27 protein-coding genes are annotated in these 26123 nt (G+C 70.2%); 9 read left to right on the top strand and 18 right to left on the bottom strand.

Annotated elements, in window-relative coordinates:
• Positions 1–171: 171 nt before the first annotated feature.
• Positions 172–597 (bottom strand): DUF3151 domain-containing protein, encoded by a 426-nt coding sequence (locus EDF31_RS00010; protein WP_131844731.1) that lies wholly within the window; start codon positions 595–597, stop codon positions 172–174.
• Between the two features lie 272 nt (positions 598–869).
• Between EDF31_RS00010 and EDF31_RS00015 the strand changes: the two genes are divergently transcribed.
• Positions 870–2441 carry an ATP-binding cassette domain-containing protein gene (locus EDF31_RS00015; protein WP_131844732.1) on the top strand — a complete coding sequence of 524 codons (1572 nt, stop codon included), beginning with the start codon at positions 870–872 and terminating at the stop codon, positions 2439–2441.
• A gap of 7 nt (positions 2442–2448) precedes the next feature.
• Here EDF31_RS00015 and EDF31_RS00020 read toward each other — a convergent pair whose 3' ends face one another.
• Together EDF31_RS00020 and EDF31_RS00025 are read right to left on the bottom strand one after the other, a co-directional pair.
• Positions 2449–3144: an SDR family oxidoreductase gene (locus tag EDF31_RS00020; protein WP_131844733.1), complete on the bottom strand. Its 696-nt coding sequence runs from the start codon at positions 3142–3144 to the stop codon at positions 2449–2451.
• Positions 3145–3154: 10 nt separating this feature from the next.
• Complete coding sequence (locus EDF31_RS00025) at positions 3155–3646, bottom strand: VTT domain-containing protein (RefSeq protein WP_131844734.1); 492 nt, start codon at positions 3644–3646, stop codon at positions 3155–3157.
• A gap of 58 nt (positions 3647–3704) precedes the next feature.
• Here EDF31_RS00025 and EDF31_RS19765 point away from each other — a divergent pair, with 58 nt between their 5' ends.
• On the top strand, positions 3705–4466 hold the full coding sequence (locus tag EDF31_RS19765) for a DUF3800 domain-containing protein (RefSeq protein WP_165901270.1): 762 nt from the start codon (positions 3705–3707) through the stop codon (positions 4464–4466).
• Positions 4467–4512: 46 nt separating this feature from the next.
• On the opposite strand, the gene EDF31_RS00035 is transcribed toward EDF31_RS19765, so the two are convergent.
• The 9 genes from EDF31_RS00035 to EDF31_RS00070 all read right to left on the bottom strand — a co-directional run bounded on the left by EDF31_RS00035 (position 4513) and on the right by EDF31_RS00070 (position 12831).
• Entirely contained in the window at positions 4513–5544 is a 1032-nt protein-coding gene (locus EDF31_RS00035; protein ID WP_123293499.1) for a YihY/virulence factor BrkB family protein, read from the bottom strand.
• A gap of 4 nt (positions 5545–5548) precedes the next feature.
• Positions 5549–6064 carry a hypothetical protein gene (locus tag EDF31_RS00040; protein WP_131844735.1) on the bottom strand — a complete coding sequence of 172 codons (516 nt, stop codon included), beginning with the start codon at positions 6062–6064 and terminating at the stop codon, positions 5549–5551.
• Positions 6065–6222: 158 nt separating this feature from the next.
• Positions 6223–7266 carry a Gfo/Idh/MocA family oxidoreductase gene (locus EDF31_RS00045; protein WP_131844736.1) on the bottom strand — a complete coding sequence of 348 codons (1044 nt, stop codon included), beginning with the start codon at positions 7264–7266 and terminating at the stop codon, positions 6223–6225.
• Positions 7267–7520: 254 nt separating this feature from the next.
• Positions 7521–8459 (bottom strand): prenyltransferase, encoded by a 939-nt coding sequence (locus EDF31_RS00050; RefSeq protein WP_131844737.1) that lies wholly within the window; start codon positions 8457–8459, stop codon positions 7521–7523.
• The gene (locus EDF31_RS00055; RefSeq protein WP_165901271.1) at positions 8456–8872 is read right to left on the bottom strand and encodes a lycopene cyclase domain-containing protein; all 417 of its coding nucleotides are present in this window, start codon (positions 8870–8872) and stop codon (positions 8456–8458) included. The genes EDF31_RS00050 and EDF31_RS00055 overlap by 4 nt, the downstream gene beginning before the upstream one ends.
• Complete coding sequence (locus EDF31_RS00060; RefSeq protein ID WP_111085416.1) at positions 8869–9201, bottom strand: lycopene cyclase domain-containing protein; 333 nt, start codon at positions 9199–9201, stop codon at positions 8869–8871. Before EDF31_RS00060 ends, EDF31_RS00055 begins: the two co-directional genes overlap by 4 nt.
• The gene (gene crtI, locus EDF31_RS19770) at positions 9201–10841 is read right to left on the bottom strand and encodes a phytoene desaturase family protein (protein WP_235035804.1); all 1641 of its coding nucleotides are present in this window, start codon (positions 10839–10841) and stop codon (positions 9201–9203) included. Before crtI ends, EDF31_RS00060 begins: the two co-directional genes overlap by 1 nt.
• A complete protein-coding gene (locus EDF31_RS19775; protein ID WP_243649773.1) occupies positions 10838–11776 on the bottom strand; it encodes a phytoene/squalene synthase family protein in 939 nt (312 codons plus the stop codon). The genes crtI and EDF31_RS19775 overlap by 4 nt, the downstream gene beginning before the upstream one ends.
• Complete coding sequence (locus tag EDF31_RS00070) at positions 11773–12831, bottom strand: polyprenyl synthetase family protein (RefSeq protein ID WP_131844739.1); 1059 nt, start codon at positions 12829–12831, stop codon at positions 11773–11775. The genes EDF31_RS19775 and EDF31_RS00070 overlap by 4 nt, the downstream gene beginning before the upstream one ends.
• Positions 12832–12852: 21 nt before the next feature.
• On the opposite strand from EDF31_RS00070, the gene idi reads away from it, so the two are divergent.
• Both idi and EDF31_RS00080 read left to right on the top strand, forming a co-directional pair.
• Positions 12853–13395 carry an isopentenyl-diphosphate Delta-isomerase gene (gene idi, locus EDF31_RS00075; protein ID WP_111085474.1) on the top strand — a complete coding sequence of 181 codons (543 nt, stop codon included), beginning with the start codon at positions 12853–12855 and terminating at the stop codon, positions 13393–13395.
• Between the two features lie 173 nt (positions 13396–13568).
• Entirely contained in the window at positions 13569–14171 is a 603-nt protein-coding gene (locus tag EDF31_RS00080) for a glycerol-3-phosphate responsive antiterminator (RefSeq protein WP_131844740.1), read from the top strand.
• 115 nt (positions 14172–14286) lie between these two features.
• Here EDF31_RS00080 and EDF31_RS00085 read toward each other — a convergent pair whose 3' ends face one another.
• From EDF31_RS00085 to EDF31_RS00100, 4 genes are read right to left on the bottom strand one after another with little or no spacing between them, the layout of a single operon-like run.
• Positions 14287–15714 (bottom strand): FGGY-family carbohydrate kinase, encoded by a 1428-nt coding sequence (locus tag EDF31_RS00085; protein WP_131844741.1) that lies wholly within the window; start codon positions 15712–15714, stop codon positions 14287–14289.
• Complete coding sequence (locus EDF31_RS00090; RefSeq protein WP_131844742.1) at positions 15711–17228, bottom strand: FAD-binding oxidoreductase; 1518 nt, start codon at positions 17226–17228, stop codon at positions 15711–15713. The genes EDF31_RS00085 and EDF31_RS00090 overlap by 4 nt, the downstream gene beginning before the upstream one ends.
• Before the next feature lie 48 nt (positions 17229–17276).
• Positions 17277–18053, bottom strand: coding sequence for an SDR family oxidoreductase (locus EDF31_RS00095; protein ID WP_131844743.1), 777 nt, complete (start codon positions 18051–18053; stop codon positions 17277–17279).
• A 25-nt stretch (positions 18054–18078) separates the two neighbouring features.
• Complete coding sequence (locus EDF31_RS00100; RefSeq protein WP_131844744.1) at positions 18079–19362, bottom strand: MFS transporter; 1284 nt, start codon at positions 19360–19362, stop codon at positions 18079–18081.
• A gap of 209 nt (positions 19363–19571) precedes the next feature.
• Between EDF31_RS00100 and EDF31_RS19780 the strand changes: the two genes are divergently transcribed.
• From EDF31_RS19780 to EDF31_RS00120, 5 genes are all read left to right on the top strand, one after another.
• Positions 19572–19736, top strand: coding sequence for a hypothetical protein (locus EDF31_RS19780; protein ID WP_165901269.1), 165 nt, complete (start codon positions 19572–19574; stop codon positions 19734–19736).
• The gene (locus EDF31_RS00105; protein WP_131844745.1) at positions 19690–20709 is read left to right on the top strand and encodes a LacI family DNA-binding transcriptional regulator; all 1020 of its coding nucleotides are present in this window, start codon (positions 19690–19692) and stop codon (positions 20707–20709) included. Before EDF31_RS19780 ends, EDF31_RS00105 begins: the two co-directional genes overlap by 47 nt.
• A gap of 367 nt (positions 20710–21076) precedes the next feature.
• A complete protein-coding gene (gene mmsA, locus EDF31_RS00110) occupies positions 21077–22600 on the top strand; it encodes a multiple monosaccharide ABC transporter ATP-binding protein (protein ID WP_185002736.1) in 1524 nt (507 codons plus the stop codon).
• Positions 22597–23889 carry a sugar ABC transporter permease gene (locus EDF31_RS00115; protein WP_131844746.1) on the top strand — a complete coding sequence of 431 codons (1293 nt, stop codon included), beginning with the start codon at positions 22597–22599 and terminating at the stop codon, positions 23887–23889. Before mmsA ends, EDF31_RS00115 begins: the two co-directional genes overlap by 4 nt.
• Positions 23890–23952: 63 nt before the next feature.
• The gene (locus EDF31_RS00120; protein ID WP_131844747.1) at positions 23953–25059 is read left to right on the top strand and encodes a sugar-binding protein; all 1107 of its coding nucleotides are present in this window, start codon (positions 23953–23955) and stop codon (positions 25057–25059) included.
• Positions 25060–25222: 163 nt separating this feature from the next.
• Here the strand turns inward: EDF31_RS00120 and EDF31_RS00125 are convergent, their stop codons facing one another.
• Together EDF31_RS00125 and EDF31_RS00130 are read right to left on the bottom strand one after the other, a co-directional pair.
• On the bottom strand, positions 25223–25570 hold the full coding sequence (locus EDF31_RS00125; RefSeq protein ID WP_131844748.1) for a HepT-like ribonuclease domain-containing protein: 348 nt from the start codon (positions 25568–25570) through the stop codon (positions 25223–25225).
• Positions 25567–26082 (bottom strand): helix-turn-helix domain-containing protein, encoded by a 516-nt coding sequence (locus EDF31_RS00130; RefSeq protein ID WP_165901272.1) that lies wholly within the window; start codon positions 26080–26082, stop codon positions 25567–25569. Before EDF31_RS00130 ends, EDF31_RS00125 begins: the two co-directional genes overlap by 4 nt.
• Positions 26083–26123: the final 41 nt, after the last annotated feature.

The following is a 26123-nucleotide window of genomic DNA, read 5'->3' on the forward strand; positions in this document are numbered from 1 at the left end:
GGGGGGGGGGGGGGGGGGGGGGGGGGGGGGGGGGGGGGGGGGGGGGGGGGGGGCGCGCGCCCCCCCCCCCGCCCCCCCGGCCCCCCCCCCCCCCCCCGGGGGGGGGGCCCCCCACGACCGCCACGGGGCGCGAATCGTTGGCCGCGCCACGCCGCGCGCCGCTTCCGACGCCTACGCGCCGGCGGACAGGGCGCGCAGTGCCTCGGGGTCGCTCGCGTTCAGGAAGTCGGTCAGGCGCTCGGGCTCGCCGGGCTCGTCGATCGCCTCGGCCGCACGGCGCAGGGCGAACAGGGCACGGAGCACGCCCCGGTTCGGCTCGTGCGACCACGGCACCGGACCGGCACCGCGCCAGCCGGCCTTGCGCAGGGCGTCGAGCCCGCGGTGGTACCCGACGCGGGCGTAGGCGTACGACTCGAGCGCCGCGCCACGCTCCCAGGCCTCGTCGGCGAGCAGGGCCCACGCCAGGCTCGACGACGGGTGCGACACCACCACGCTGGCGACGGGGGCGTCGGCGGCGAGTGCCGCGGTCACCTCGGGTTCAGCGGGCAGCAGGGTCTCGGGGTTCGTCGACGGGTTCGGCAACAGGTTCTCCGGCATGCCCCCAGCCTGTCATCCCTTGCGCGTCCCCGTGGCCGGGATTACCGTGGGAGGCACCTCGTCGTCATCACGAGGCCCCCGGGGCGGGAGACCGACCGGCGGCACGGATGGCGGACACGGGGGTCCCCGACGGAAGAAGACGGATTGCTGTCGATCACCGGTTCTGCTCAGCCCACGCGCTGACACCGTGATCGCGCGCCCCGTCGGGCGCTCCACCGCACAGCGGTGGGTTCGGTGTCGTGCGCCCAGCATCGACACCGGGAGGCATCCCCATGCCCAGCAGTCCATCCGTCGTCCTGCACGACGTCACCTTCGCCTGGCCCGACGGCACCGTCGCGCTCGACCACCTCACCGCCGCCTTCGGGCGTGGCCGGACCGGCCTGGTCGGGAGGAACGGGGCCGGCAAGTCCACGCTGGTCCGGCTCGCGACCGGCCGGCTCCACCCCACGTCGGGCACCATCTCGACGTCCGGCCCCGTCGACCACCTGCCGCAACGCCTGGCGACGGGGGCCGACGACGCCGTCGCCGACCTGCTCGGCATCCGGTCGACGCTCACCGCGCTCCGGGCAGTCCTGTCCGGTGACGCGTCGCCCGAGCACTTCGAGGCGGTCGGCGACGACTGGGACATCGAGGAACGGGCCGCCGCAGCGATCGCGAGCGTCGGACTCGACGGCGCCGACCTGGAACGCCCGGTGTCGACGCTGTCCGGCGGGCAGTCCGTGCTCGTCGCCGTCGCCGGGGTGCGGTTGCGCGGCCGTCCGATCGCGTTCCTCGACGAGCCGACGAACAACCTCGACCGTCGGGCACGGGGGCTCCTGCTCGACCTGGTCGACGACTGGCGCGGCACCCTCGTGGTGGTCAGTCACGACCGGGAGCTCCTCGAGCACGTCGACGAGACGTGCGAGCTCCGCGCCCGTGCGCTGACCGTGTTCGGCGGGACGTTCAGTGCGTTCGAGGAGCACGTGGCCGTGCAGCAGGCGGCCGTCGAACGGGAGGTCCGGGTCGCCGAACAGCGACACCGCACCGAGAAGCGGCAGCGCATCGAGGCCGAGACGAAGATCGCCCGGCGAGCGCGCGCCGGGGTGAAGGCCGTCGAGAACATGCCGAAGGGCTACGCGAACGAGCTGCGGAAGAAGGGCGAGCAGACCGCCGGCCGACTGCGCGTCGGGTACGCGGACGACGAGGCCGCTGCCCTCGAGACGAAGCGGGAGGCACAGCTCCGGCTGCGCGACGACGAGTCCATCCACGTGACCCTGCCCGACCCGGACGTGCCGGCGTCACGGCAGATCGCGACCGTCACGGTTCGCGGGCGGGACGTGATCGTGCAGGGGCCGGAGCGGATCGCCGTCACCGGGGACAACGGCGTCGGCAAGTCCACCCTGCTCGAACAGCTCGTCGGTTCGCCGGAGGCGCGGGAGCACCCGCTCCCCGACACCGGAGCCGTCGCCCACGTCGAGCGGATCGCGTACCTGCCGCAGCGGAAGGACACCCTCGACGACACCGCCACGGTGCTCGACAACGTGCGACGGGACGCCCCGCACGTCGCCGTCGCCGAGGTCCGGAACCGCCTCGCGAAGTTCCTGGTGCGCGGCGACACCGTCGACCGGCTCGCCGGGGCGCTGTCCGGCGGGGAGCGGTTCCGGGTGGCGTTGGCGAGCCTGGTGCTGGCCGACCCGCCGCCGCAACTGCTGGTGCTCGACGAGCCGACGAACGACCTCGACCTGACGAGTGTCGACCAGCTCGTCGACGCGTTGCGGGCCTACCGCGGCGCGCTCGTCGTGGTCAGCCACGACGAGACGTTCCTCGACCGACTCGAGCTCGACGCGCGCATCGAGCTGTCGTAGCCCGCTGTCAGCGCCGTCGGGTCGGTCGGATCGCGAGCGACTCGACGGTGCCGCGCTCCGGCAGGTCGACGACCGTCCGGACAGCGGCGGCCACGTCCTCCGGCGCCAGGTAGTAGGCGGTGTCGTAGTCCTCGCCGAGCTTCTCGGTCAGCGCCCGCTGCATGTCCGAGTCCGTCCGGCCCGGGTGCACGCTCGAGACCCGGACGCCGTTCGCCCGCTCTTCTTCGCGCAGGGCGTCGGCGAAGGCCCGCAGTGCGAACTTCGACGCCGCGTACACACCACCGCCGGGGCCGGAGTGGAAGCCCGAGCCGCTGTTGATCGGCACGACGATGCCCCGAGCCGCTCGGAGTGCCGGCAGCGCCACCCGGGTGAGCTCGGCGACCGCGAACAGGTTCGTGGCGAAGACCTGCTCCCACACGGCACGCGGGGTGTCGGCGATGGTCGTGCCCTGCTCGACACCGGCGGAGTGCACGAGCACGTCGAGCCGGTCGGGCAGCGGCGGCAGGTCCCCCGCGCCGAGGTCACCGACGAACGGCACGGCGCTCGGCAGCTCGGCGACGAGGGCGTCCACTGCCTCGGCGTTCCGCCCGCCGACGAACACGTGGTGGGTGCGACCGAGGTCGGTCGCGATCGCGCGGCCGATGCCGCGGGTGGCACCGGTCACCAGGGCGACCGGACGGTTCTGGAGCTGTTCTGTCGTCACGTGGGCCAGCCTACGGAAGCCGGGCCGGGCCTCCCGTCCGCGTTCGGGATCTGTGGAGAACCGTCACCGCGACGACCATCGCGACGACCAGGACGGCCACCGCTGCGATGCCCCACGGCGAGCCGGCCAGCGCGGCGACGACCGCCCAGAACACCGCGAGCCCGACGGTGGCGTAGAGGAAGGCCCACGCAACGCACCCCGGCACCATCGCGATCGTGTACCGCCACCACGCCACGCGGGCGAGCCCGGCGGCCGCGTTCATCACCGTCTGCAGCCCGACCACCACAAAGCTCACCGTCACCACCGGCAGGCCCCATCGTTCGAGGAGCACTGAGCCGCGGCGGACCGCCGGCGAGTGCAACCAGCGACCCCAGCGGGAGCGCGAGGCACCCGTCACCGCGAGACGCGCGACCCAGTACGTGGCCTGCGCACGGCAGAACACGATCACGAAGAGCGCGAGGACGAGCTGCCAGAGCGGCAGCCCCTCGAGGAAGGCGGGCACGGTCGCACCGTAGCGCGCCGACCCCCGCGGACGCCTGGAGTACGTCAGTATCTGGTACATGGAACGTCGCGAAGCCGCCACCGAGCGCATGCGGCTCTTCTACGTCGATGACTCGGGGAGCGCCGAGCACGGCGGGCTGATCGTGTACGCCTGGGTCGAGGTGTCGCCGACGTCGTGGGCGCCCGCCCTCCGCACCTGGCTCGATCTCCGGAAGGAACTGGCACGGGACTTCGGGATACCGGTCTCGCGGGAACTGCACTGCACGCACTACACCCAGGGTCGCGGCAAGGTGGCAGACCACCCGCCGGCGCGACACGTTGCGAAGAGCGCAGACGGAACGACAATCGTCCTGTGGAAGGACCTCGGGCGCGAAGTCGCCGAGCGATGCCTGCGGACCCTCACTTTCCTTCCCGGTGTCCGTGTGGGATCGGTCTTCCGGTGGGTGCCTGAGGGCGGGAAGGCCTGGGGTGCCGCGAAGTACGAGACGTACGCCGATCTCGTGGCGATGATCGATCGCGAGCTGGCCGCCGAGGACGCCTTCGGGATCATCACGATGGACGGTGACGACGAGAACTACCGATCGGCGCATCGTGCCCTTCCGCTGGCGACGCGCCGAGTGCTCGAGGACCCGGTGGCACATGACAGCCGTCGTTCGCAGTGGGCGCAGATCGCCGACCTCGTGGCGTACACGGTGAACATCCACCTCAATCGGCACCCACGCAACGCGTTCGGATGGAATTGGTACGACCAGCACCTGCGACCCCTGGACCGAAACGGTGCGCCGTTGCACGTGCCCGGAGAAACAGCTAGACCCGCCTGATCCACGAGAGTGGGGCGGGTCCGCTGCACCAGTTTACCGGATTCGGTCAGTCGCCGTCGGCGCCCTGCCGGATCCTGATCCCCTCGAGCACGTCCTGCGCCCGCTTCTCGTCCTGCTTCTCGATCTGGCGGGTGTCGCGCTCGGGGAGCTGGATGTCCTCCTCCGCACGGATTCCCGCCTGCAGCTGCCGGCCGCGCTCGAGCTCGGCGTCGAACTCAGCACCGAAGAGCAGCGCGTTGTTCGTGATCCAGAGCCACAGCAGGAACACGATGACCCCACCGAGGGAGCCGTACGTGGCGTTGTAGTTCGAGAAGTTGGCGACGTAGAACCCGAAGCCGACGCTCGCGATGATCAGGATGAGGATCGCCAGGATCGACCCACCGCTCACCCACCGGAACTTCGGCTGCTTGACGTTCGGCGCCCAGTAGTAGAGCACCGCGACGACGATGATCGCGACGACGAGCAGGATCGGCCACTGCACGATCAGCAGGACCGTCGCGGCGGCGTCGCCGAGTCCGATGACGTCGCCGAAGCTCCGGGCGAGCGGACCCGAGACGAGCACGAGCAGACCGACGACGAGCATGACGACGGTGAACACGGTCACGCCGAGCATGGTCGGACGGAGCTTCCAGATCGGTCGGCCCTCGCGGACGTTGTAGATCCGGTTCATCGCCCGGCCGAAGGCGCCGACGTACCCGGAAGCCGACCAGATCGCGCCGACGATGCCGACGACGAACGTGATGCCGGCGGCGGGCGACCGGACGAGACCCTCGATCGGGTCCCTCAGCAGGTCGACGACGCTCTGCGACCCGACGTTGCCGATGATCGTCAGCAGGGAGTCGATGGTCTTCTGCGGGTCGGACACGAGGCCCAGGATCGAGACGATCGCCAGCAGTCCGGGGAAGAGCGCGAGGACCGTGTAGTACGTCAGGCTCGCGGCGAGGTCGGTGCACTGGTCGCTGGAGAACTCACGCAGGGTCTTCTTCAGCGTGTAGACGAGCGTGGGCTTGGTGAGGTCGGTGGGACTGTCCGGCTTCCGGGAGTCGTCCGGGTCCGGCTTCTGCTGCTCCTGCGCCATCGGACTACCCCCGCGCCTTCAGGGCCTGCTTCGACCGCTTCACGGCGGCCTTGCGGTTCTTGGTCGCCCGTCGCTGCACCGCGGCGATGCCGGTCTGCTGCTTCACGCGGGCCTTGTGGGCCGGGTCACGGTCCAGGGCCTGCTCGGCCGCCTTCGCCCGGGCCTTGCGACCCTTGCGGCCGGACTGCGCCTGCTCCTTGGCCGAGGGGCCGTCGCCGGGCGCGCCGAACGGCAGCAGCGCGGTGAACGCCGAACTCGCCGGTGGCGTCGCCAGGTGCCCGGCGGGGCGGTTGCGGATCGCGATGCCGATGATGATCGCCGCGATCCCGGTGAGTCCGGTGATGCCCATCGCGACGAGCGGGGTCGGGTCACGGTGCCAGCGCTGGCGGGTCTTCGCGGCTGCGAGCCGTGCCCGCGCCGGGAGGTTCGCACGGCGCTTGAGCTCGGTGACGGTGTCGGTCATGCGCTCACGCGTGCGGACGTTCGCGAGTTCGAGCTCGGGGAGACTGTCCTTGGCCATTCCCCAGTTTCTACACGGTGGGGCCGGGGGCGCGCCCAGATGGCCGCGGTGCGGCCATCTGGTCGGTGTCGCGCCCGTGGCATTGGACGCGGACCCAAGGGCGGACGGGAGGCCCGTGGCGGGCCCGCCACGGGCCTCCCGTCCGTCGGTCACGGCGTTCAGGACGGGACGACGACGTCCTCGGGTTGGCCGCTGGCAGCCGAACGACCAGCTGCCTCCATGAGTGCGAGGCTGCGCAGGTTGTCGCGGCCGCTCGTCGCCGGCGCCGGACCGCCCTCGACCGAACGGGCGAAGGCCTGCAGCCCGCCCTGGCGGTCGGTGTGCTCGAGCACGGGCAGCTCGACGGGCTCGGCCTCGTCGTCCTGGGTGCGGCGGAGGGTGGCCACGTCGCCGTCGACCGCGTTCGGCGCTCCGTCGCGGCTGGTGAACCAGAGTTCGCCGTCCTCGCCCTGGATGCTCCACTCGCCGGCCCACGCCGTGCGGGGGCCGCGGCTCAGCCAGCTGCCGCGGTAGCTGACGACCAGCCCACCGTCGAGCTCGATGAGCATCGAGGCGATGGCCTCGTCCTGGTACTTGCTGTACGACGGGAAGGTCGCCTTGGCGAAGACCCGGACGGCCTCTTGTCCGGTGACCATCCGGAGCAGGTCGAAGTGGTGGATGGCCATGTCGTTGATCATGGCGTGGGGGAACTTGTAGTGCGGGTGTTCCTCGAACGCCAGGTCGTTGTCCCACTGCCGGAAGTCGACGTTGATCGCGGAGAGCTCGCCCACGGTGTTCGCCGCGAGCAGGTCCTGCACGGCGCGCGGTGCCGGGTACCAGCGGTAGTTCTGGCTGACCTGCAGCACGAGGCCGAGCTCCTCGGCACGGCGCACGGCGGTGACGGCCTCGTCCGTGGTGTTGGCGAACGGCTTCTCGACCAGGACGTGCTTGCCGGCGTCGAGGGCCTCGAGCGCGAGCGGCACGTGGGTGACGGCGGGGGCGGTGATGACGACGGCGTCGGCCTCGACCCCGGCGAGCGCTTCGGTGAGGGACGCGAACGCGGCGGACGCGGGCAGCCCGAGGTCCTGCTGCACGGCGGTCAGCGTCGCCGGCACCGGGTCGACGATCCCGACCACCTCCACTTCGGAGACCTCTGGGATGGCGGTGCGGGCCCAGTTGCCGCCCCACCCTCCGAGACCGACGTGGATGATCCGGACCGTCATGCGTGCACTCCTTCGTGGCTGCGGCGTCACGACTCCCGTGACGCGTCCGTCCAGTCTGTCAGTGCTGCGCGCGCCGGGCGCTGTCAGTGCTGCGGGCGGCAGGCGCCGAGGTTCGGGCGCCGAGGTTGCACGACATGCCGCGTGCGCGGCGCCGAGGTTCCACGGATCGCGCCGGGCGACGTCGAGATGCCGAGATTTCGGAACCTCGACGGGACGCCGACGGAGCCCGACCGCGACCAGCGCGACCCGGGCGCTCAGTGCGTGAAGGCGTAGGCGATGAGCGCCATCGTCACGATGAACCCCGCCAGGTAGTTGATCCAGAGGAACCGCTTCCACCCCGCGTTCGCGGCCTCGGCCCCCTGGTCCGTGATGTTCCACCACGGCAGCACGTTGAGCGCGTACGGGATCACGACGACGGCGGCGATCGGCCCCGGGAACGCCGAGAACAGCAGCGCGACACCTGCGACCACGTACGCGACGAACGCGAGTCGCACGGTCGCCCGCGCACCGATGACGGTCGCGACGGACCCGATGCCGCCGGCCCGGTCGGCGAGGACGTCCTGCACGGCGCCGAACGCGTGCGAGGCGACCCCCCACAGGAAGAACGCGATGCAGACGGCGACGAGCTGGCCGGTCCAGTGCGGTCCGGCGAGCGCCAGGCCGTAGATCGCGGGCGAGACGAAGTGGGTCGACGAGGTCAGGGAGTCGAGGAAGGGCTTCTCCTTGAACCGCAGCCCCGGCGCCGAGTACGCGATGACGGCGAAGACGCTGATCGCGAGGACGAGCCACGACCAGGGCCCGTTCCCGCTCACCGCCCCGAGCACGACGAGCGCGACCAGGAACGGCACGTTCGTGGCGACGACGGCCCAGAGCGTGGTGCGGTGGACGCTCTTGTCGAGCAGCGCCCCCTCGACGCCGCCCTTGCGCGGGTTGCGCAGGTCGGACTCGTAGTCGAAGACGTCGTTGATGCCGTACATCGCCAGGTTGTAGGGCACCAGGAAGTACACGACGCCGACCAGGAACGCGACGAGCGAGAACCCGCCGCCGCCGCTGTCGTCAACGCTGACGCCGACCCCGCTGCCGAGCAGGTACGCGGCACCGAACGGGTAGGCGGTGTTCACCCAGCTGATCGGACGCGACGAGACGAACAGGGCTCGCAGGGTCGACGGCCTGGAGGCGGTGCTGGCGTTCACGGGGTGTCCTCCGGTGGTGCGGTGGTCGGGTCGGGCGCGGGGCGCGCGGCGGCCGGGTCGCGCGGGCCCGTCCGGTCGAACAGGACCCACAGGCTCGGCAGCAGCACGATCGCCGCCATCGCGTACGCGAGGTCCTCGACCGGGATCGCCCCGATCTTCGCCCCGCTGATGAGCGAGGGGTCGTAGGCGACGATGCGCAGGGTCACGATGACGTTGTCGAACACGATCGTCATCACGAGCAGCGCGATCCCGGCGACGAGCGACGTGACCAGTGCGACCCGACGCCCGGGCCCAGGTGCGCGTCCCGCCGCTCGTGCACGGCGCGCGACCACGATGCCGGCGACGACCGCCACCACCGCCACGACGGCGAAGAACGGCAGGGCCAGGAGGGCGTACGCGCCGGAGCCGGTCACGGGCGCCGCCGTCCGAGCGACCGCTGCACGACGGGCCGGACGAAGCCGACCAGGTCCATCGTCGAGTAGCAGAGCAGCAGCAGGAAGAAGAGTTCCTCGAGCGGGACCTCGGGGGCGAGCAGCACCCCGGTCAGCAGGTGCTGCGGGCCGATGAAGAAGATGCCGTACGCGACCCCGGCGACGTCCCACACCATGAAGAACGCGACGCCGACGACCATCACCGCAGCCGCACGCCACGGCGCTCGCCAGAAGAACAGCCGGAAGCGGGCGTCGAGCACGGTCATGCCGATCAGCGACACGACCAGGCCGGCGAGGTACAGCCCCGGCATCAGGCGGTGCCGGCCTGGTTCCGCGGGGTGCCGAGCGGCGTCGGCAGCGGTTCGGTGCTCGTGTCGCCGTGGATCCGCTTGAGCAGGACCTCGGCGCTGATCAGGCACATCGGCAGACCGATGCCCGGGATCGTGGACGCCCCGGCGTAGTACAGGCCCTCGACCTTGGCCGACGCGTTCTTCTCGCGGAAGAACGCACTCTGCTTGAGCGTGTGCGCGGGACCGAGCATCGACCCGTTCCACGCGTTGAGGTCGTCGGCGAAGTCGCGCGGGCCGATCGTCCGGCGGACCCGGATGCGGTCCCGCAGGTCGGGGACGCCCGAACGCTCGGCGACGACGTCGATGGCGCGGTCGGCGATCTGCTCGACCTCGTAGTCGCCGGCACCGTCGATCCCGCCCTTGCCGATGGACAGGTCGGCGGGCAGCGGCACCAGGATGAACAGGTTGCTCGAGCCGCGGGGTGCGACGGAGGGGTCGGTCTCCGACGGCGCGCAGACGTAGATCGACGCGGGGTCGGGGACGTGCCGGTCCTTGCCGAAGATCGCGCCGAAGTTCGCCTTCCAGTCCTCGGTGAACACCAGGGTGTGGTGCAGCAGGCCGGGCGTCGGTCCGTCGATGCCGAGGTAGACGAGCACGGCGCTCGGCCCGGGGTCGCGGGTCTTCCAGTGCTCGGCACCGTGGGTGCGGTGCTCGCGGTCGAGCAGCTGCATCTCGGTGTGCTGCAGGTCGGCGGCGCTCACGACCAGGTCGGCCGGAGCCGTGTGCTGCACGCCGTCGCGGTCGCGGTGCACGACCCCGGTGGCGACGCCGTCCTCGACGACGATCCGTTCGACCTTCGCGCCGGCGATGATCTTCGCGCCCTCGGCACGGGCAACCCGCTCGACCGCGGCGATCACCTCGGTGATGCCGCCCTTCGGGTAGAGCACCCCGTCGGCGAGGTCGAGGTGGCTCATCAGGTGGTACATGCTCGGTGCGGCGTACGGGCTCGTGCCCAGGAAGACGGCCGGGTAGCCCAGGATCTGCCAGAGCCGCCGGTCCTTGACCGCCGAGGCAGCGCGGGACGACAACGGCTGCAGGAGGAGCCGGGCGAGCTTCGGCAGGCGACGGAGCACGTCGGGGGCGGCGAGCTTCGTGAGGTCCTGGAACGTCGTGTACAGGAACCGGCGGATCGCCATCGCGTAGGTGTCCTCGGCCGAGGCGAGGTACTTCCTGATCCGCTTGCCGGCTCCGGGCTCGACGGACTCGAACAGCGCGATGTTCGCCTCGGCGTCGGCGCGCAGGTCGATCGGCTCGTCGTTGCCCTCGCTGTAGACGCGGTACCCGGGGTCGAGCTTCACGAGGTCGAGTTCGGCGTCGGCCGAGGTACCGAGCAGCTGGAAGAAGTGGTCGAACACCTCGGGCATGAGGTACCACGACGGCCCGGTGTCGAACCGGAAGCCGTCGCGCTCCCACGAACCGGCACGGCCGCCGAGCTGCGACCGCTGCTCGAGCACGGTCACGGCGAAGCCGTCCCGCGCGAGCAGCGCCGCGGACGCCAGTCCGCTGATGCCGCCGCCGATCACGACGGCGCGTCGGGCGGGCACCTTGCGCCGGGTGGTGGCGGCGACGGCCGTCGGACGGGAGGCGCGGGGCGGGGTCATGACGTGCCTCCTGGCCGACGGGTGGCCACCTTCGACCGCACGGGGGCGCGTCCGGCGAGCACCTGTGCGGCCAGGCGTGCCTTCACCGGGTTCGGGACGCGCACGCGCGTCGTCACCAGGCGCGTCGCCGGTGTGCGGGCGATGCGGTCGTTGAGTTCCTGGAACAGGGCGTGCGCGAGTCCGACGGCGGCGCGCGCGTCGGACGGCAGCAGGCGGATCGTCCGGGCCGCGTGGTCGAGGTCGGCCTGCACGTCGGCGACCAGCCGGTCCTTCGTGGCCTCGTCGAACGAACGGATGTCGACCCCCGGGAAGTAGGAGCGACCGAGCACCTCGAAGTCGGCGTGCAGGTCCCGCAGGAAGTTCACCTTCTGGAACGCGGCGCCGAGCGCACGGGCCCCCGCGACCAGTTCTGCCTGGTCGAAGGTCGGTCGGCCGGCGCGGTGGACGAAAGCCCGCAGGCACATCAGCCCCACGACCTCGGCCGAGCCGTACACGTAGGCGTCGAACGAGGCGTCGTCGTGCTCGGTGCGCTCCAGGTCCATCCGCATCGACGCGAAGAACGGCTTCGTGAGCTCCGCGCCGAAGCCCGTGACCCGCGCGGTCCGGGCGAACGCGTGCACGACGGGGTTCACCGAGAAGCCGAGGGCGATCGCTCGCTCGGTGTCGGCCTCGAGCTCGTCGAGGACCGTCCGAGCCAGGTCGGGGTCGAGACCCGCCTCGGTCGCGGGACCGTCGACGACCTCATCGGCGACCCGCACCAGCGCGTAGACGTTCCGGATGTGCTCGCGGGCGTCCTTGGCGAGCAACCGGCTCGCCAGACCGAACGACGTCGAGTAGCGGTCGATGACGACGCTCGACGCGGCCTCGGCCGTGGCGTCGTACAGGGGCAGCCGACCGGACGGCGCGCTGCCGGTCCGGGTGGTCTCGGTCGTCACCGGGCGCGCTCCACGAGTTCGGTCACGAGGCCCTCCAGGCGGTCGGCGAGGTCGTACGGCAGTCCGGAGAGCTCGGCACGGGCGAGTGCGACGTGGTCGGCGATCCGGGACTCGGCTGCGGCACGGGCGCCGCAGGTGACCAGGGTCGCACGGAGTTCGGCCGCGCGTTCCTCCGTCAGGTCCGGGTCGCCGAGGTAGGGAGCGATGTCCGGCCAGCAGTCCGTCGTGGCCGCGTACGCGATGAGCATGGTCCGCTTGCCCTCGCGCAGGTCCCCCAGCACGCTCTTGCCGGTGGTCGTCTCGTCGCCGAACACCCCGAGCAGGTCGTCGACGATCTGGTAGGCGATGCCGATCTCGCGGCCGAAGGCGCCGAGCGCGGTGACGACGGTCTCGGGCGCGCCGGCGAGCACGGCACCGGACTGCAGCGGCGCCTCGAACGAGTAGACGCTCGTCTTCGCCCGTTCCATCGCCAGGACCTCGTCCACCGTCGGCATCACGCCGAGCGCCAAGTCGACGTCGGTCATCTCACCGGCGGCGCTGGCGAACACGGCTTCGTCGAGCAGTTCGAGCAGACGCCCACGACGCTCGCCCGTCACACCAGAGGACTCGATGAACCGCGGCGCGCCGGAGAGCGCGAGGTCGCCCGCGATCACGGCGGCGCTCATCCCGCGGTGCTCGGCGGTCGGCAGTGGCAGCCCACCGGTGGTGCCGGCGTCGCGGTAGGAGCCCGCGACGTTCGGTTGGCCGCGGCGGGCCCAGTCGCGGTCGATGACGTCGTCGTGCACCACCAGCGCGGTGTGCAGGAGTTCGTAGGCGGCGGCGACGTGCGCGGCAGCGTGCACGTCGTCCCCGCCGAGGCCGAGGTACGCGGTCAGGACCATGCGCGGCCGGAAGCGCTTGCCGCCCATGCTCGCCTTGCGGAGCACCCGCCAGAGTTCCTCGGACGGACGGCCGTAGCGCGCGGCACGAGCCGAAGACACGACGAAGAAGCGCTCGAGACAGTCGTCGACGAGCGCGAGGTCGATGTGCGCCACGGTGGCCGCTTCCTCGCTCATTGGCCTAACCTATCGGTGCAGATGAGCGCTTTCCCGGAAACCGTGGTCCTGCTGGCCGACGACCGTACCCCGATCGGCACAGCGGACAAGTTCACGGTGCACACAGACCACACGCCCCTCCACCTGGCCTTCTCGTGCCACGTCCGCAACACCGACGGGGACGTCCTGGTGACCCGTCGCGCCCTGTCGAAGAAGACGTGGCCCGGTGTCTGGACGAACACGTTCTGCGGGCACCCCGGCCCGGACGAGTCCTTCGAGGACGCCATCGCCCGCCGGGCATCACGCGAGCTCGGCATCACCGTGCGCGACGTCGAGCTCGTGCTGCCGGACTTCCGGTACCGCGCGGTCGACGCCTCGGGCATCGTCGAGAACGAGGTCTGCCCGGTGTTCCGCGCCGTGACCGACGATCTGCCCGCACCCGCGGACGACGAGGTCGCGGAGTACGCCTGGGTCTCCGAGGACTCGCTGCGGGCCGCCGTCGCCGGTGCGCCGTTCGGCTGGAGCCCCTGGCTGGGCTGGCAGCTGACCGAGCTCGAAGCCGCGGGCCTGCACATCACCCGCTGACCCCGGCCGCGCGGTCCCCGCCGGTCCAGGGCGGGGGCGAGACTCGGGCTGCGCGACACTCCTCGTGCCCGCGAGCGCGAGAACTGTCGCCCACGCCGAGTCTCGAGTGCGCCGGGTCCAGTCTCGAGTGCGCGGCCAGCGACTGTCAGGGCGCGTCATCGACAATGGTCGGTATGACCACGACGGAACGCGATGCCGCACCGCGCGCTGGCGCCGCCGCCGTGCTCGAAGCACTCCGCGACGACCCGGTGATCGCCAGCGTGAAGGACGCCTCGGCGCTCGACGAGGTCCTGGCCTCCGACCGGGGCGTCGTGTTCGTCCTGTACGGCAGCGTCCTCGACGTCGCGGACGTCGTCGACCGGGCGAAGGACGCCGGCAAGACGGTCTTCGTGGACGTCGACCTGCTCGACGGGTTCTCGGCGCGCGAGGTCGTGGTGACCTGGATCGCCGAGCACACCCGCGCCGACGGGGTGCTCTCCACCAAGTCGAACCTGGTCCGCGCCGCCAAGCGTGCGGGGCTCGTTGCCGTCCAACGGTTCTTCCTGGTCGACTCGTTCTCGTACCACCAGCTGCCCCGGGTGGTCGAGCAGGCGAAGCCCGACGCGATCGAGATCCTGCCCGGGTGCATGCCGCGGGTCATCACCTGGCTCCGCGACGACACCACGGTGCCGGTCATCGCCGGCGGCTTGGTGTGCGACAAGGCGGACGTCATGGCGGCGCTCGGCGCGGGCGCGATCGCCGTGGCCTCGTCGAACCGCGACGTCTGGGGCATGTGAGCCCACGCAGGTCCTCGCCGCGAACCGGCGGGAGTGGTGACCGCCTGGAGGCCCGGTGCCGATCTCGTGGACCGGCACCGGGCCTCCAGGCTGTCGCGTTCGACGTCCGCGGCCGTCAGCCGACGATCGCTGCGGTCCGCCGGTACAGCTCGTCGGTGTGGGCCGTGACGTCGGCGTGCACCGCACGCAGCGCGTCGTAGACCGTCGCGGTCGACGGATCCGGCGCGAACCGGTCCCGCTCGACGACCATCGCCTCGGCCGCCGCGGCGAACGACGGGTGCACACCCGTCGCGACGGCAGCGCAGATCGCGGCCCCGCGCCCGGCGGCGCTGTCGCCCACGATGCGGATGGCCGGTGTCTGGAAGACGTCCGCCATCACCCGCATCATGAGGTCCGACGACGAACCGCCACCGGAGACGACCACGCGCTCGTACGGCGTGCCGAGCTCTGCGGCCATGGCGTCGCTGCGGTCGCGCATCGTCATCGCGATGCCCTCGAGGATCGACCGGTAGACGTGCGCTCGGCCCTGCCGTCCGTCGAAGCCGAGGATCGACCCCTTCCGGAACGCTGCGTCCGCCGGCGCGAGCCAGTCGAGCACCGTGAGGAGCCCGTCGGAACCGGCAGCGACCGCGGCGGCCTCGCGGTTCAGCCGGTCCTCGGCCCGCTCCCCCGCGGACTCGGCCGCGGCGGCGTAGTCCGGCCCGAGCAGATCGCGGAACCAGCTCACCGTCCACATGCCGCGGCGGATGCCGCCGGACTCGTACAGGTACCGGCCCGGTTCCGCACCGAAGTTGGTCCAGAAGTCGGTCCCGCCGGCGGTGTTCCGCTCACCGACGGACATGCCGGCGATGTACGTGCCGAGCGACACGAGCAGGGTGGTCGGGTCGAGGAGCCCGCAGCCGAGGGCCTCCACCGCCTTGTCGTTGGCCGTCGCGACCACTGGCAGTCCGACCGGCAGGCCCGTCGCCTCGCTCGCAGCTGCCGTCACGGTGCCGAGTACCTCGCCCGGGTCGACGAGCTCGAGGAGCTGCGACCGCTGCATGCCCGTTGCGGCATACGCGGCGTCGTCGGTCGCCCAGCGCCAGGTGTCGGTGTCGATCGGCCACATGCCCTGGTAGTTGGCGGCGGTGTCGCGGAACGCGCCCGTGAGCCGGTGACCGACGTAACCCGAGGAGGTGGTGACGTACGCCACGTCGTCGTGCTCGGCCGTGAACGGCTGCCCGACGCGGGCGTCCATCCAGCTCATCACCGGCTGGGCGAGCGACCCGTCGGCGCGCAGCACCGCTCGGCAGAACCGGATGGTGCAGAGCCCGACGCCGACGATCTCGGACGGGTCCCCGCGGAAGGCCGCCATCGCGATGCGGCACGCCGCCGCGACGGAGTCCCAGAGGTCGTCGTCCGGATGCTCGACCACGCCGGGCGCCGGTGTGTGGTTCGGCCGCAGCGGCACGCGCCCCTCGGCGACGACGACGCCCCGCTCGTCGAAGACCGTGACCTTCGACGACTGCGAGCCGTTGTCGATGCCGACGAGGTAGCGAGTCATGCGCCCGTGGCTCCGAATCGCGTGTCGGGGTGCTCAGCGGCCGACTGGATCGCTCCGGGTGCAGGGAAGATCGTGCCCTTGTTCATGATGCCCTTCGGGTCGAACTGCGCCTTAAGCCCCTGCATGATCGCGAACGCGGAGCCGTGCTCCTCCTCGACCCACGGGGTGCGGTACTTGCCGACGCCGTGGTGGTGGACCATCGAGCCACCGTGACGCAGGGCCTCCTCGACGATGATCGCGTTGAGCGGGATGTGGTACTTCTCGATCTCCTCCTCCGGGGAGCAGTCGATCCGGTAGTCGTACACGAAGTACATGTTCGTGCCGGTCTGGTAGCTGTGCGACGAGTGACCGCCGAGCATCGTGAGGTCCTCGGCGTGCGGGTACTCGTCGCGGATACGGGCGATGACCGCGTCGTACACGTCGCCGACGGCGGACCAGTCGGCGGAGATCTCGGTCGTGTAGCCGAGCTGGCGGTCCTGCAGCATCACCGCCTTCTCGGCGTCGATCTTGTCCTGCCCCCAGTTGAGGTTGTCGAACCAGGCCTCGATGAGCGCCGGGTCGACCTTCTCGTGCTGGTGCTGGTCGAGGACGCGCTGGATCTCCTCGGAGGTGGCACGCACGATGCCGGCCGGGCCCTCGGCGACGAACACCACGACGCACTTGTCCTTCGAGAAGTGCGAGAAGTGCTGGTTCGCGTCCTCCGGCGAGTACAGGCGCACGACGGAGGGGTGGAATCCGTTCGTGATGACCTCGCGCAGGATCGCGATGCCGGTGCGCATGTCGTCGACGAGCGCACCGTGGAACTCGTTGTTCTCCGGCTGGTACTTGAACACCTTGATCGTGACCTCGGTGATGACGCAGAGCGCGCCCTCGTTGCCGATGACGACGTGGCGGATGTCCGGGCCGGCGGAACGGCGCGGGACGGCCTTGATGCGGCGGACATCACCACCGGGGAAGACGGCCTCGAGCCCGACGACCATGTCCTCGATGGCGCCGTACAGCGTGGAGAACTGGCCGATGGACCGGGTCGCGACGAGCCCGCCGTACTGGGCCAACGGCTTGGACTGCGGCGAGTGACCGGTGGTCAGGCCCTGCAGGCGGAGCTCGTCCTCGAGGCGCTGGAGCGGCACGCCCGCCTGCACCGTCACCTGCATGTTCTCGGGATCGACGTTCAGCACGGCGTCCATGCGCGAGCAGTCCAGCACGATCGTGTCGACCACGCTCGTCTCGAGGCCACCCTCGGTGCCGGTCCGGCCCGTGCGCGGGACGATGTTGATCAGGTTGTCGTTCGCGAACACCAGGATCGCGGCGACGTCCTCGGTGGACTCGGCGTTCACGATGGCGACCGGGGCGGGCGCGTCGTAGATCCCGTGCACCGACTGGTACTTCTTGAACCGGTCGACGCTGGCGTCCTTGAGGTGCTGTTCGTCGGTGTCGATCTGCTCAGGTCGGACGATCTCGGCGAGGCGCGCGAGGATCTCGGAGCGGTCGAGGGTGGCGATCGAGTCGATCATGCGAAGGGTTGCCTTTCGTTGGTGTGGGTCGGAGCGCTGGTCGGGCGACTAGCGGACGAGGTATCCGCCGTCGACGGTCAGGGTGTGGCCGTTCACGTAGTCGGAGGCGCGCGAAGAGAGGAAGACCGTCGCGCCCATGAGGTCGGCGACGTCACCCCAGCGCCCGGCCGGGATGTGGTCGAGGACGCGCTGGTTCGTCTCCGGGTTGGACCGGGTCTGCTCGGTGATCTTCGTGGCGAAGTACCCCGGAGCGATCGCGTTGACCTGCACGTTGTGCTGCGCGAGTTCGTCGCAGTACGCCTTCGTGAAGCCGACGATGCCGTGCTTGGTCGCGGCGTACGCGGGCGACCACTGGCCGCCGAGGAACGCGAACAGCGACGCGATGTTGATGATCTTGCCGGAGCCCTGCGCGACGAAGTGCTTCGCGACCGCGTGCCCGAGGGCGAACGGCGCGGTGAGGTTGACCGCGACCATCGGGTCCCACTTCGCGCGGTCGAACGCGTCGACGTCGTCGAGCAGGCAGATGCCGGCCGAGTTCACCAGCACGTCGACGCCGCCGAGTCGCTCCACGCAGGCGTCCACGATCCGTTGCGGGGCGTCCGCCGCGGTGAGGTCGACCTCGAGGAACTCGTACCGTCGGCCCTCGCCCTCGACGAGCGCCCGGGTCGTGCCGTCGTCGTCGACCACGCTCGGCACGAAGACGTCGGCGCCGGCCTTGGCGAGAGCCAGCGAGAACGCCTGCCCGAGGCCGGAGTTGCCGCCGGTGACGATCGCCCGCTTGCCGGCGAGGCTGAACAGGTCCATCGAGAAGTCGCGGATGTCCATGGGTGTGGGGTCCTTTCGTGGTGCTTCAGGCGACGACGGCCACGTCGGGCGCCGTGTGGTTCCGGAGGTCTCGCGCGCGGACGCGCATGGTGAGGGTGGTGAGGAGGAAGCCGAGGACGGCCGCGCCGAGCAGGACGGCGAACATGGTCGTGTACCCGCCGCCCTGCGAGGGGACGCCGTTCGCCGGGTCCCCGACCCACCAGGCGCCGAGGGCAGGCAGGAACGCGTCCGGCAGGTAGGCGATGCCCGAGGCCAGCCCGATCACGCCGCCGCGCTGGGCGAGCGGGACCTCGACCTCGCCGATCTGCGCCCAGTAGACGCCGCGCGAAGTGAACACCGCGAGGCACATCACGATCATGAGCGCGACGGCGACCCACACCAGGGCGGGGTCCTGCGGCAGCAGGAGGAAGCCGGCGGCGCTGACGGCCGCGACGACGAACGTCCACCGGAGGAACGCCGGCGAGGACTTCGTCCACCGGTCGACGAGCACGCCGCCGACCGGGCCGCCGACGATCTGGAACACGTAGGTGCGGATGACGCCGATCGCGCCGAGGAGCACGACGGGCACGGCGAACCCGTTCTGCAGTAGCGGAGTGAGGTAGCCGAGCAGCGTGTAGAAGCAGTACATCAGCATGATCGAGGATCCGATGAGCCACGTGTACTTGTTGCGTGCGGCGGCGCCGAGTTCGCGGAGCGTGACCGTCTGTCGGCCGACCTGGCCCAGGGCATCGCGGTCCGTGCGGACGACGAGCAGGACCAGGCCGGCGAACACGAGGCAGAGCACGCCGTAGATGCGCATCACCCAGAGCACCCCGCCGGTGTCGGCGATCGCCGCGGCGACGATGCCGGCGCCGATGAAGCCCACGATCGTGGACGTGATGCCGCGGACGCCCTCGAGCCAGCCGAACAGCTTGCCCTGCTCGTCCGCCGAGCCGAGCATCGAGATGAGCTTGACGAGCGACGACCAGTACAGCCCCATGCCGAGCACGGCCATGAGCACGTGGGCGACGACGATCCCGGTCTCGTCCGGCACCGTCGCGAGCCAGAGGTCGACGACACCCATGCCGGCCAGCGCGACCACGATGAGGGCCTTCGGTGAGAAGCGGTCGGCGAACCACCCGCCGCAGAAGTACATGAGCACGGCGACGGCGCCGAACACCGAGGTGATCTCGCCGTAGCGCTGGATCGTGAGGTCGAGCGCATGCGCGGTGTCCGCGAGGAACACGAACCGGATGTACGCGACCTGGAAGATCACGCCGCCGGTCATGGACAGGACGATGAAGCTCAGCAGTCTGCGGGACTTGGTCAAGACCACTCCTTCGTGGTGTGGGTCGGATCGGGTCGGGGGAGGGGGTTCCGGGCACAAAAAAAGAACAGCGACACCCCAGCGCCGGTGCGCTGCGGGTGTCGCTGTTCTCTGAGGTCTGGAGCGACTGCCGTCCCTCGGGTGGGACGGCCGATCTGCAGTTGTCCGATCCGGCCCACGCGATATGCCGGATACGACGTGAACCGTAACCCATGATCACCCGCCAGCACAACTCAGGTGGCACGGATGCTCCGGACGTGCATAATGATCTGGCCCGGAATGTGAACGTGCACATCGACGTGCCACGGCCCCGGGCGGAAACGAGCAGCAATGGCGTCATCGCGGGCACAGCAACCGCGTTCGCCCAGCATCCGTGACGTCGCACGGATCGCGGGCGTTTCCCACCAGACCGTCTCGCGGGTGCTGAACAACTCCGACGCCATCCGCGACGCCACGCGCGACAAGGTGCTGGCGGCGATGGAGCAGCTGCAGTACCGGCCGAACCGTGCGGCGCGGGCCCTCGTCACGAGCCGGACCCACACGATCGGCGTCCTGACAGCCCGGCGCGCCCACTACGGCCCGGCGGTCGCACTGCAGGCGATCGAGGACGCGGCGATGCTGCGCGGGTACTCGGTGACGACGGCGAACATCGCCGAGGCGACCGACACCGCCGTGCGCGAGGGGCTCGGGCACCTGCTCGACCTGGACGTCGAGGGCATCGTCGTCATCGCACCCCAGCAGCGGGTGTTCGACCTGATCGAGGAACTCGGCATCCGCACGCCGTACGTGACGATGCGGGCCAGTGTCGGCGAGGACCCGACGGCCCTGTGGGTCGACCAGATGGAGGGCGCGCGGCTCGCCACCGAGCACCTGCTCGACCTGGGCCACGAGTACATCCGGCACATCGCCGGCCCGCAGGACTGGATCGAGGCGGACGCCCGCATGCAGGGCTTCCTGCGCGCCATGTCGGACCGCGACATGTCCGTCGTCCCGCCGATCCTGGGCGACTGGACGGCGAACTTCGGCTACCACGCCGGCCGCGAACTCCTGCGGTGGCGGGACTGCACGGCGGTGTTCTGCTCGAACGACCAGATGGCCCTGGGCGTCATGCACGCAGCGCGCTCCTACGGGCTCGACGTGCCGGGCGACCTGTCGGTGGTCGGCTACGACGACATCCCCGAGGCGAAGCACTTCTGGCCACCGCTCACCACGGTGCAGGTCGACTTCGCCGAGCTCGGCCGCCGCTGCGTCGACCTGCTCCTGCCCGGCGAGGACGAGCTGCTCCGCCCGATCGACATCGTCCCGCAACTCGTCGTGCGCGCGTCCACGGGAGCCCCGCGCGGCCGGTGACGCGCCCACGGTCGATCCGCAGGACGCGGGGCGGACCGGCACCGTGCCTCCCGTCCGGGGGACGTTCGTGCGGGATCACGCAGGCCGTTACGAAAACGCGACCAATCCGAATTGACAGCCGCACCGGGGCTGTGCGTAAATTACCTCCGTCCAGCCGATGTGACCGTTCACATGAGCGTCACACCAGCGGGGCACCGGACGCGACAACGAAGTCCACGCAGGCCACCTGCGCCCTTTCGCTGCCGCAGCAGAACCACCCGAACAACTGCCGCATCGCAGCGGCAGAAGGAGATGCACTGTGGCGTCAACCCCGATCGACACCGGCCTCGAGACCCGGTCGATCACCGCACCCGAGACCATCCTCGAGATGCGCTCGATCACCAAGGAGTTCCCTGGTGTCAAGGCGCTCTCCGAGGTCTCCCTCAACGTCCGCGCCGGTGAGATCCACGCGATCTGCGGTGAGAACGGCGCCGGCAAGTCGACCCTGATGAAGGTCCTGTCGGGCGTCTACCCCTACGGCACCTACGACGGCGAGATCGTCTTCGAGGGCGAAGAGGTCCGCTTCGCGAACATCAAGCAGTCGGAACAGGCCGGCATCGTGATCATCCACCAGGAGCTCGCGCTGATCCCGGAGCTCTCGATCACCGAGAACCTGTTCCTCGGAAACGAGCCGGGACGCTTCGGGCGAATCGACTGGACCGCCGCGCAGCTCCGCGCCCAGGACCTGCTCGCCCGCGTCGGGCTCGCCGACGACCCGGACACGCAGATCAAGAACATCGGTGTCGGCAAGCAGCAGCTGGTCGAGATCGCGAAGGCCCTGCACAAGGACGTCAAGCTCCTCATCCTCGACGAGCCGACCGCGGCCCTGAACGAGAACGACTCGCAGCACCTGCTCGACCTGATCGTCGGGCTGAAGGCCAAGGGGATCTCGAGCATCATCATCAGCCACAAGCTCAACGAGATCGAGCAGATCGCCGACGAGATCACGATCATCCGTGACGGCAAGACCATCGAGACGCTGAACGTCAAGGGCGACGGCGTCAACGAGGACCGCATCATCCGCGGCATGGTCGGCCGTTCGCTCGAGAGCCGGTTCCCGGACCGCACCCCGAAGATCGGCGAGACCTTCTTCGAGGTCCGAGACTGGACCGTGCAGCACCCACTCGACGCGTCGCGTCTGGTCTGCAAGGGCTCGAACTTCCACGTGAAGCGCGGCGAGATCGTCGGGTTCGCGGGCCTGATGGGTGCCGGTCGTACCGAACTCGCGATGAGCCTGTTCGGTCGTTCCTACGGCACCTGGCTCGGCGGCGAGATCATCAAGGACGGCCACGAGATCAAGGTCACCAACGTCCAGCAGGCGATCCAGCACGGCATCGGCTACGTCTCCGAGGACCGCAAGGCCCTCGGCCTCAACCTGCTCGACACGGTGAAGCGGTCCACGGTCTCCGCCGACCTGCAGAAGATCTCGAAGGCCGGTGTCGTCGACTCGCTCGAGGAGTACTCGGTCGCCGAGAAGTACCGCAAGATGCTCCGCACCAAGGTGCCGAGCGTCGAGGAGAACGTCGGCAAGCTGTCCGGCGGCAACCAGCAGAAGGTCGTCCTGTCCAAGTGGATGTTCACCGACCCGGACATCCTCATCCTCGACGAACCGACCCGCGGCATCGACGTGGGCGCCAAGTTCGAGATCTACGGGATCATCCAGCAGCTCGCGGCCGAGGGGAAGGGCATCATCCTCATCTCGTCCGAGCTGCCGGAACTCCTCGGTCTCTCCGACCGGATCTACACCATCTTCGAGGGCCAGATCACCGCTGACCTCCCGGCCGACCAGGCCGATCCCGAATCGCTCATGCGCAGCATGACCTCCGCGCGGAAGGGCGCCACCGCCTCATGAACAACCTGAAACTGCTCTTCGGCAAGGGCAACAGCATCGGCCAGTACGGCATGATCATCGCGCTCATCGTGCTGCTCGCGTACTTCGCGATCACCACCCAGGGGCTGATCCTCGAGCCCACGAACGTGATCAACCTGTTCCTGCAGTACTCCTACATCCTCATCCTGGCGCTCGGGATGGTCATGGTGATCATCGCCGGCCACATCGACCTGTCGGTCGGCTCGGTCGCGGCAGTCGTCGGCATCATCGTGGCCCAGTCGATCGCGGTGTGGAACTTCCCGGTCTGGGCCGCGATCCTGCTCGGCCTGGCCGTCGGCGCCGTGATCGGTGCCTGGCAGGGGTTCTGGGTGGCCTTCGTCCGCGTCCCGGCGTTCATCGTGACGCTGGCCGGGCAGCTCATCTTCCGTGGCGTCAACCAGATCATCGGCAACTCGACGTCGGTCCCCGTGCCGGACAGCTTCACCCCGATCGGCGCCGGCTTCCTCGGTGACTTCGGGCCCGACTTCGGCTACAGCAACGGCACGCTCCTGCTCGGCCTCGCCACCATCGCCGCACTCATCATCATCGAGGCGCGCGGACGCGCACGGCGCCGCAAGATGCAGGCCGAGGTCCCGCCGCTGTGGGTCTCCGTCGTGCGCACCGGCATCCTGGTCGCCGTCACGCTCGTCGCCACGTACCTGTTCGGCGCCGGCCCGGTCGGTACCTCGGTCCCGATCGTCGCGATCATCCTCGGTGTCCTGACGATCGTCTACGGCTTCGTCACGAAGAACACGATCTTCGGTCGCCAGGTCTACGCCGTCGGTGGCAACTCCAGCGCCGCCGTCCTGTCCGGTGTCTCCGCGAAGAAGGTCAACTTCTTCGTCATGATGAACATGTCCGTCCTCGCCGCCGTCGCCGGCATGGTGTTCGTCGCCTACTCCGGTGCGTCCGGACCCGCGGACGGCACCGGCTGGGAGCTGGACGCGATCGCCGCCGTGTTCGTCGGTGGCGCCGCCGTGGCCGGTGGTGTCGGCACGATCTCCGGTTCCATCATCGGTGGTCTCGTGATGGCGCTGCTGTCGAACGGCCTGCAGCTGATGGGCCTCGAGTCCAACAAGGTGCAGATCATCCGCGGTCTGGTCCTGCTCGTCGCCGTCGCCTTCGACGTCTACTCGAAGTCGCAGGGACGTCCGTCACTCATCGGCGGCATGATGCGGCAGTTCCAGCGGAAGGACACCGAGCAGAACACGGTGGCCGCCCAGCAGCCGCGGTCCATCGAGGACCAGCCGGACAAGATCACCCTCCCCTAGCTCACACCTCCCCACAGCGGGGCCTCAGGCCCCACCCCTCCTCAACGAAGAGAAAGCAATCACATGCGCAAGAAGATCGTCGCCGGCCTCAGCCTGGCGCTCATCGCGGGCCTCGCCCTCAGCGGCTGCTCGTCGCGCGGCTCGTCCGACGACGCCGGCAGCGGCAGCTCCACCACCATCAAGAAGGGCGACCTGATCGGTGTCGCCCTGCCCGCCAAGACCTCGCAGAACTGGGTCCTCGCTGGTGCAGCGTTCAAGAAGTCGATCGAGGACGCCGGCTTCAAGGCCGACATCCAGTACGCCAACGCCGGCAACCCCGTCCCGGACCAGCAGTCGCAGATCTCGGGCATGATCACCAAGGGTGCGAAGGCCGTCATCATCGGTGCGGCCGACGGCTCGCAGCTGACCGCGCAGGTCAAGTCGGCGAAGTCCTCGGGCGCCGTCGTCATCGCCTGGGACCGCAACATCCTGAACACGACGAACGTCGACTACTACGTCGCGTTCAACAACTTCAAGGTCGGTCAGCTGCAGGCCGAGGCGCTGCTCAAGGGCCTGAAGGAGAAGAAGGGCGACGGACCGTACAACGTCGAGCTCTTCGCCGGTTCGGCGGACGACGCGAACGCGACCGTCTTCTTCGACGGTGCGATGGACGTCCTGCAGCCGAAGATCGACGACGGCACGATCAAGATCGTCTCGGGCCAGACCACCTTCCAGAAGGTGCAGACGAAGGGCTGGCTCGCGCAGAACGCCCAGTCCCGCATGACCGACCTGCTCTCGCAGTACTACTCGGGCAGCACGAAGCTCGACGGCGTCCTGTCGCCCAACGACACCCTCGCCCGTGCCATCCTCACCGCGACCAAGGCCGCCGGCAAGGAGAACCCGGTCGTGACCGGGCAGGACTCGGAGACCGCTTCCATCCCGCTCATCATGCAGGGCACGCAGTACTCGACGATCTACAAGAACACAACGGAGGAGGCCCAGGCGGCCATCGACCTGGTGTCCGACCTCGCCGACGGCAAGACCCCGAAGACGACGAAGGACAAGAACAACGACAACGGCAAGAAGATCGTGCCGGCCGTCGAGCTGACGCCGATCCTGGTCACGAAGGACAACGCGGTCGAGGCCTACAAGGGCAACGACACCCTCGAGGAGCTCGCCAAGAAGGGCTGATCTCCCCCGCTCACACGGACGGCCCCGTCTCGCTTCGGCGAGACGGGGCCGTCCTGCGTCGTCGTGGGGCCGGCCACGGTCGGACGGGAGGCCCGGGGCACGTCGTGATCCGTGCCTCCCGTCCGCCGTGCACGCACGTCCGGTGCCCGCGCGACCCGCCGGGTCAGGGCCGGGTCGCGCGCAACCGCCGCGCCGCGTCGGCCAGGTGCGGTACGTCGGTGCGGGCCGTGCCGAACACCACCGCGCGGGTGGTGTCGAAGTAGCGCCGGGTCAGCCGGTCGCCGAGGTCGGACACCCGCGACCACGGGATGTCCGGCTCGCTCGCGGTGACGGTGCTCGGCAGGACACGGACCGCCTCGCCGATCTCGACCAGCCGCATCCGGACGGCGTCGTGCACCAGGTCCTCGGGCAGCCGCTCGTCGCCGACGTACCGGCCGATGGCCTCGCACGCGCCGATGACGTCGTCGAGTCGGTCGCCGACCAGCCGGGGCGTCACCGGTTCCTGGCTCACAGCGGCACCGCGCGTCGGACGACCTCGGGACTCATGCCGGCGGCGTCCACGACGTCGACGCGCACGCCGAGCAGTCGCTCGGCGCCGTCCTGGATGCGCATGAGCGCGAAGATGCCGAGCCCGGCGTCGACGTCGATCATCAGGTCGACGTCGCTGCCCGGGCCGTCGTCCCCACGGGCGACGCTGCCGAACAACCGTGGGTTGCGGCCGCCGAACCGCTCCACGACGGCGACGAGGTCGTGCCGTGCTGCGGCGACGCGTTCGCGCAGGGGCGGTGGGTCCTCGACCGGGAGCAGGTCGATCGACGTGGTGAAGCCCGCGGCCCGGAGCATGCGCTGGAGTGCGGCGAGCGAGGGTTCGCGTCGGCCGTTCTCGTACGTGCTGATGACGCTCTGCGTGACGCCGGCGCGGCGGGCGAGCTGCACCTGCGTCAGTTCGGCGCGGTCACGGGCGTCACGGATGAGCGCGGCCGCCGACACCGTCGGCATCGGACGTGGAGGGACTGCGGACATGCTGCAACGATACACAGCATGCGACATTTCGTCCGCCGGGA

Source organism: Curtobacterium sp. PhB142 (assembly GCF_004341255.1).
Classification (GTDB): domain Bacteria; phylum Actinomycetota; class Actinomycetes; order Actinomycetales; family Microbacteriaceae; genus Curtobacterium.

Bases quoted from the DNA above. Each gene is read 5' to 3' on its own strand.
- EDF31_RS00130 (WP_165901272.1), bottom strand. From the start codon at position 26,082: ATGTCCGCAGTCCCTCCACGTCCGATGCCGACGGTGTCGGCGGCCGCG.
- EDF31_RS00105 (WP_131844745.1), top strand. From the start codon at position 19,690: ATGGCGTCATCGCGGGCACAGCAACCGCGTTCGCCCAGCATCCGTGAC.
- EDF31_RS00035 (WP_123293499.1), bottom strand. From the start codon at position 5,544: ATGGCGCAGGAGCAGCAGAAGCCGGACCCGGACGACTCCCGGAAGCCG.
- EDF31_RS19780 (WP_165901269.1), top strand. From the start codon at position 19,572: ATGATCACCCGCCAGCACAACTCAGGTGGCACGGATGCTCCGGACGTG.
- EDF31_RS00095 (WP_131844743.1), bottom strand. From the start codon at position 18,053: ATGGACATCCGCGACTTCTCGATGGACCTGTTCAGCCTCGCCGGCAAG.
- EDF31_RS19765 (WP_165901270.1), top strand. From the start codon at position 3,705: ATGGAACGTCGCGAAGCCGCCACCGAGCGCATGCGGCTCTTCTACGTC.
- EDF31_RS00090 (WP_131844742.1), bottom strand. From the start codon at position 17,228: ATGATCGACTCGATCGCCACCCTCGACCGCTCCGAGATCCTCGCGCGC.
- EDF31_RS00080 (WP_131844740.1), top strand. From the start codon at position 13,569: ATGACCACGACGGAACGCGATGCCGCACCGCGCGCTGGCGCCGCCGCC.
- EDF31_RS00115 (WP_131844746.1), top strand. From the start codon at position 22,597: ATGAACAACCTGAAACTGCTCTTCGGCAAGGGCAACAGCATCGGCCAG.
- EDF31_RS00040 (WP_131844735.1), bottom strand. From the start codon at position 6,064: ATGGCCAAGGACAGTCTCCCCGAGCTCGAACTCGCGAACGTCCGCACG.
- mmsA (WP_185002736.1), top strand. From the start codon at position 21,077: ATGCGCTCGATCACCAAGGAGTTCCCTGGTGTCAAGGCGCTCTCCGAG.
- EDF31_RS00085 (WP_131844741.1), bottom strand. From the start codon at position 15,714: ATGACTCGCTACCTCGTCGGCATCGACAACGGCTCGCAGTCGTCGAAG.
- EDF31_RS00015 (WP_131844732.1), top strand. From the start codon at position 870: ATGCCCAGCAGTCCATCCGTCGTCCTGCACGACGTCACCTTCGCCTGG.
- crtI (WP_235035804.1), bottom strand. From the start codon at position 10,841: ATGACCCCGCCCCGCGCCTCCCGTCCGACGGCCGTCGCCGCCACCACC.
- idi (WP_111085474.1), top strand. From the start codon at position 12,853: ATGAGCGCTTTCCCGGAAACCGTGGTCCTGCTGGCCGACGACCGTACC.
- EDF31_RS00045 (WP_131844736.1), bottom strand. From the start codon at position 7,266: ATGACGGTCCGGATCATCCACGTCGGTCTCGGAGGGTGGGGCGGCAAC.
- EDF31_RS00060 (WP_111085416.1), bottom strand. From the start codon at position 9,201: ATGCCGGGGCTGTACCTCGCCGGCCTGGTCGTGTCGCTGATCGGCATG.
- EDF31_RS00010 (WP_131844731.1), bottom strand. From the start codon at position 597: ATGCCGGAGAACCTGTTGCCGAACCCGTCGACGAACCCCGAGACCCTG.
- EDF31_RS00120 (WP_131844747.1), top strand. From the start codon at position 23,953: ATGCGCAAGAAGATCGTCGCCGGCCTCAGCCTGGCGCTCATCGCGGGC.
- EDF31_RS00070 (WP_131844739.1), bottom strand. From the start codon at position 12,831: ATGAGCGAGGAAGCGGCCACCGTGGCGCACATCGACCTCGCGCTCGTC.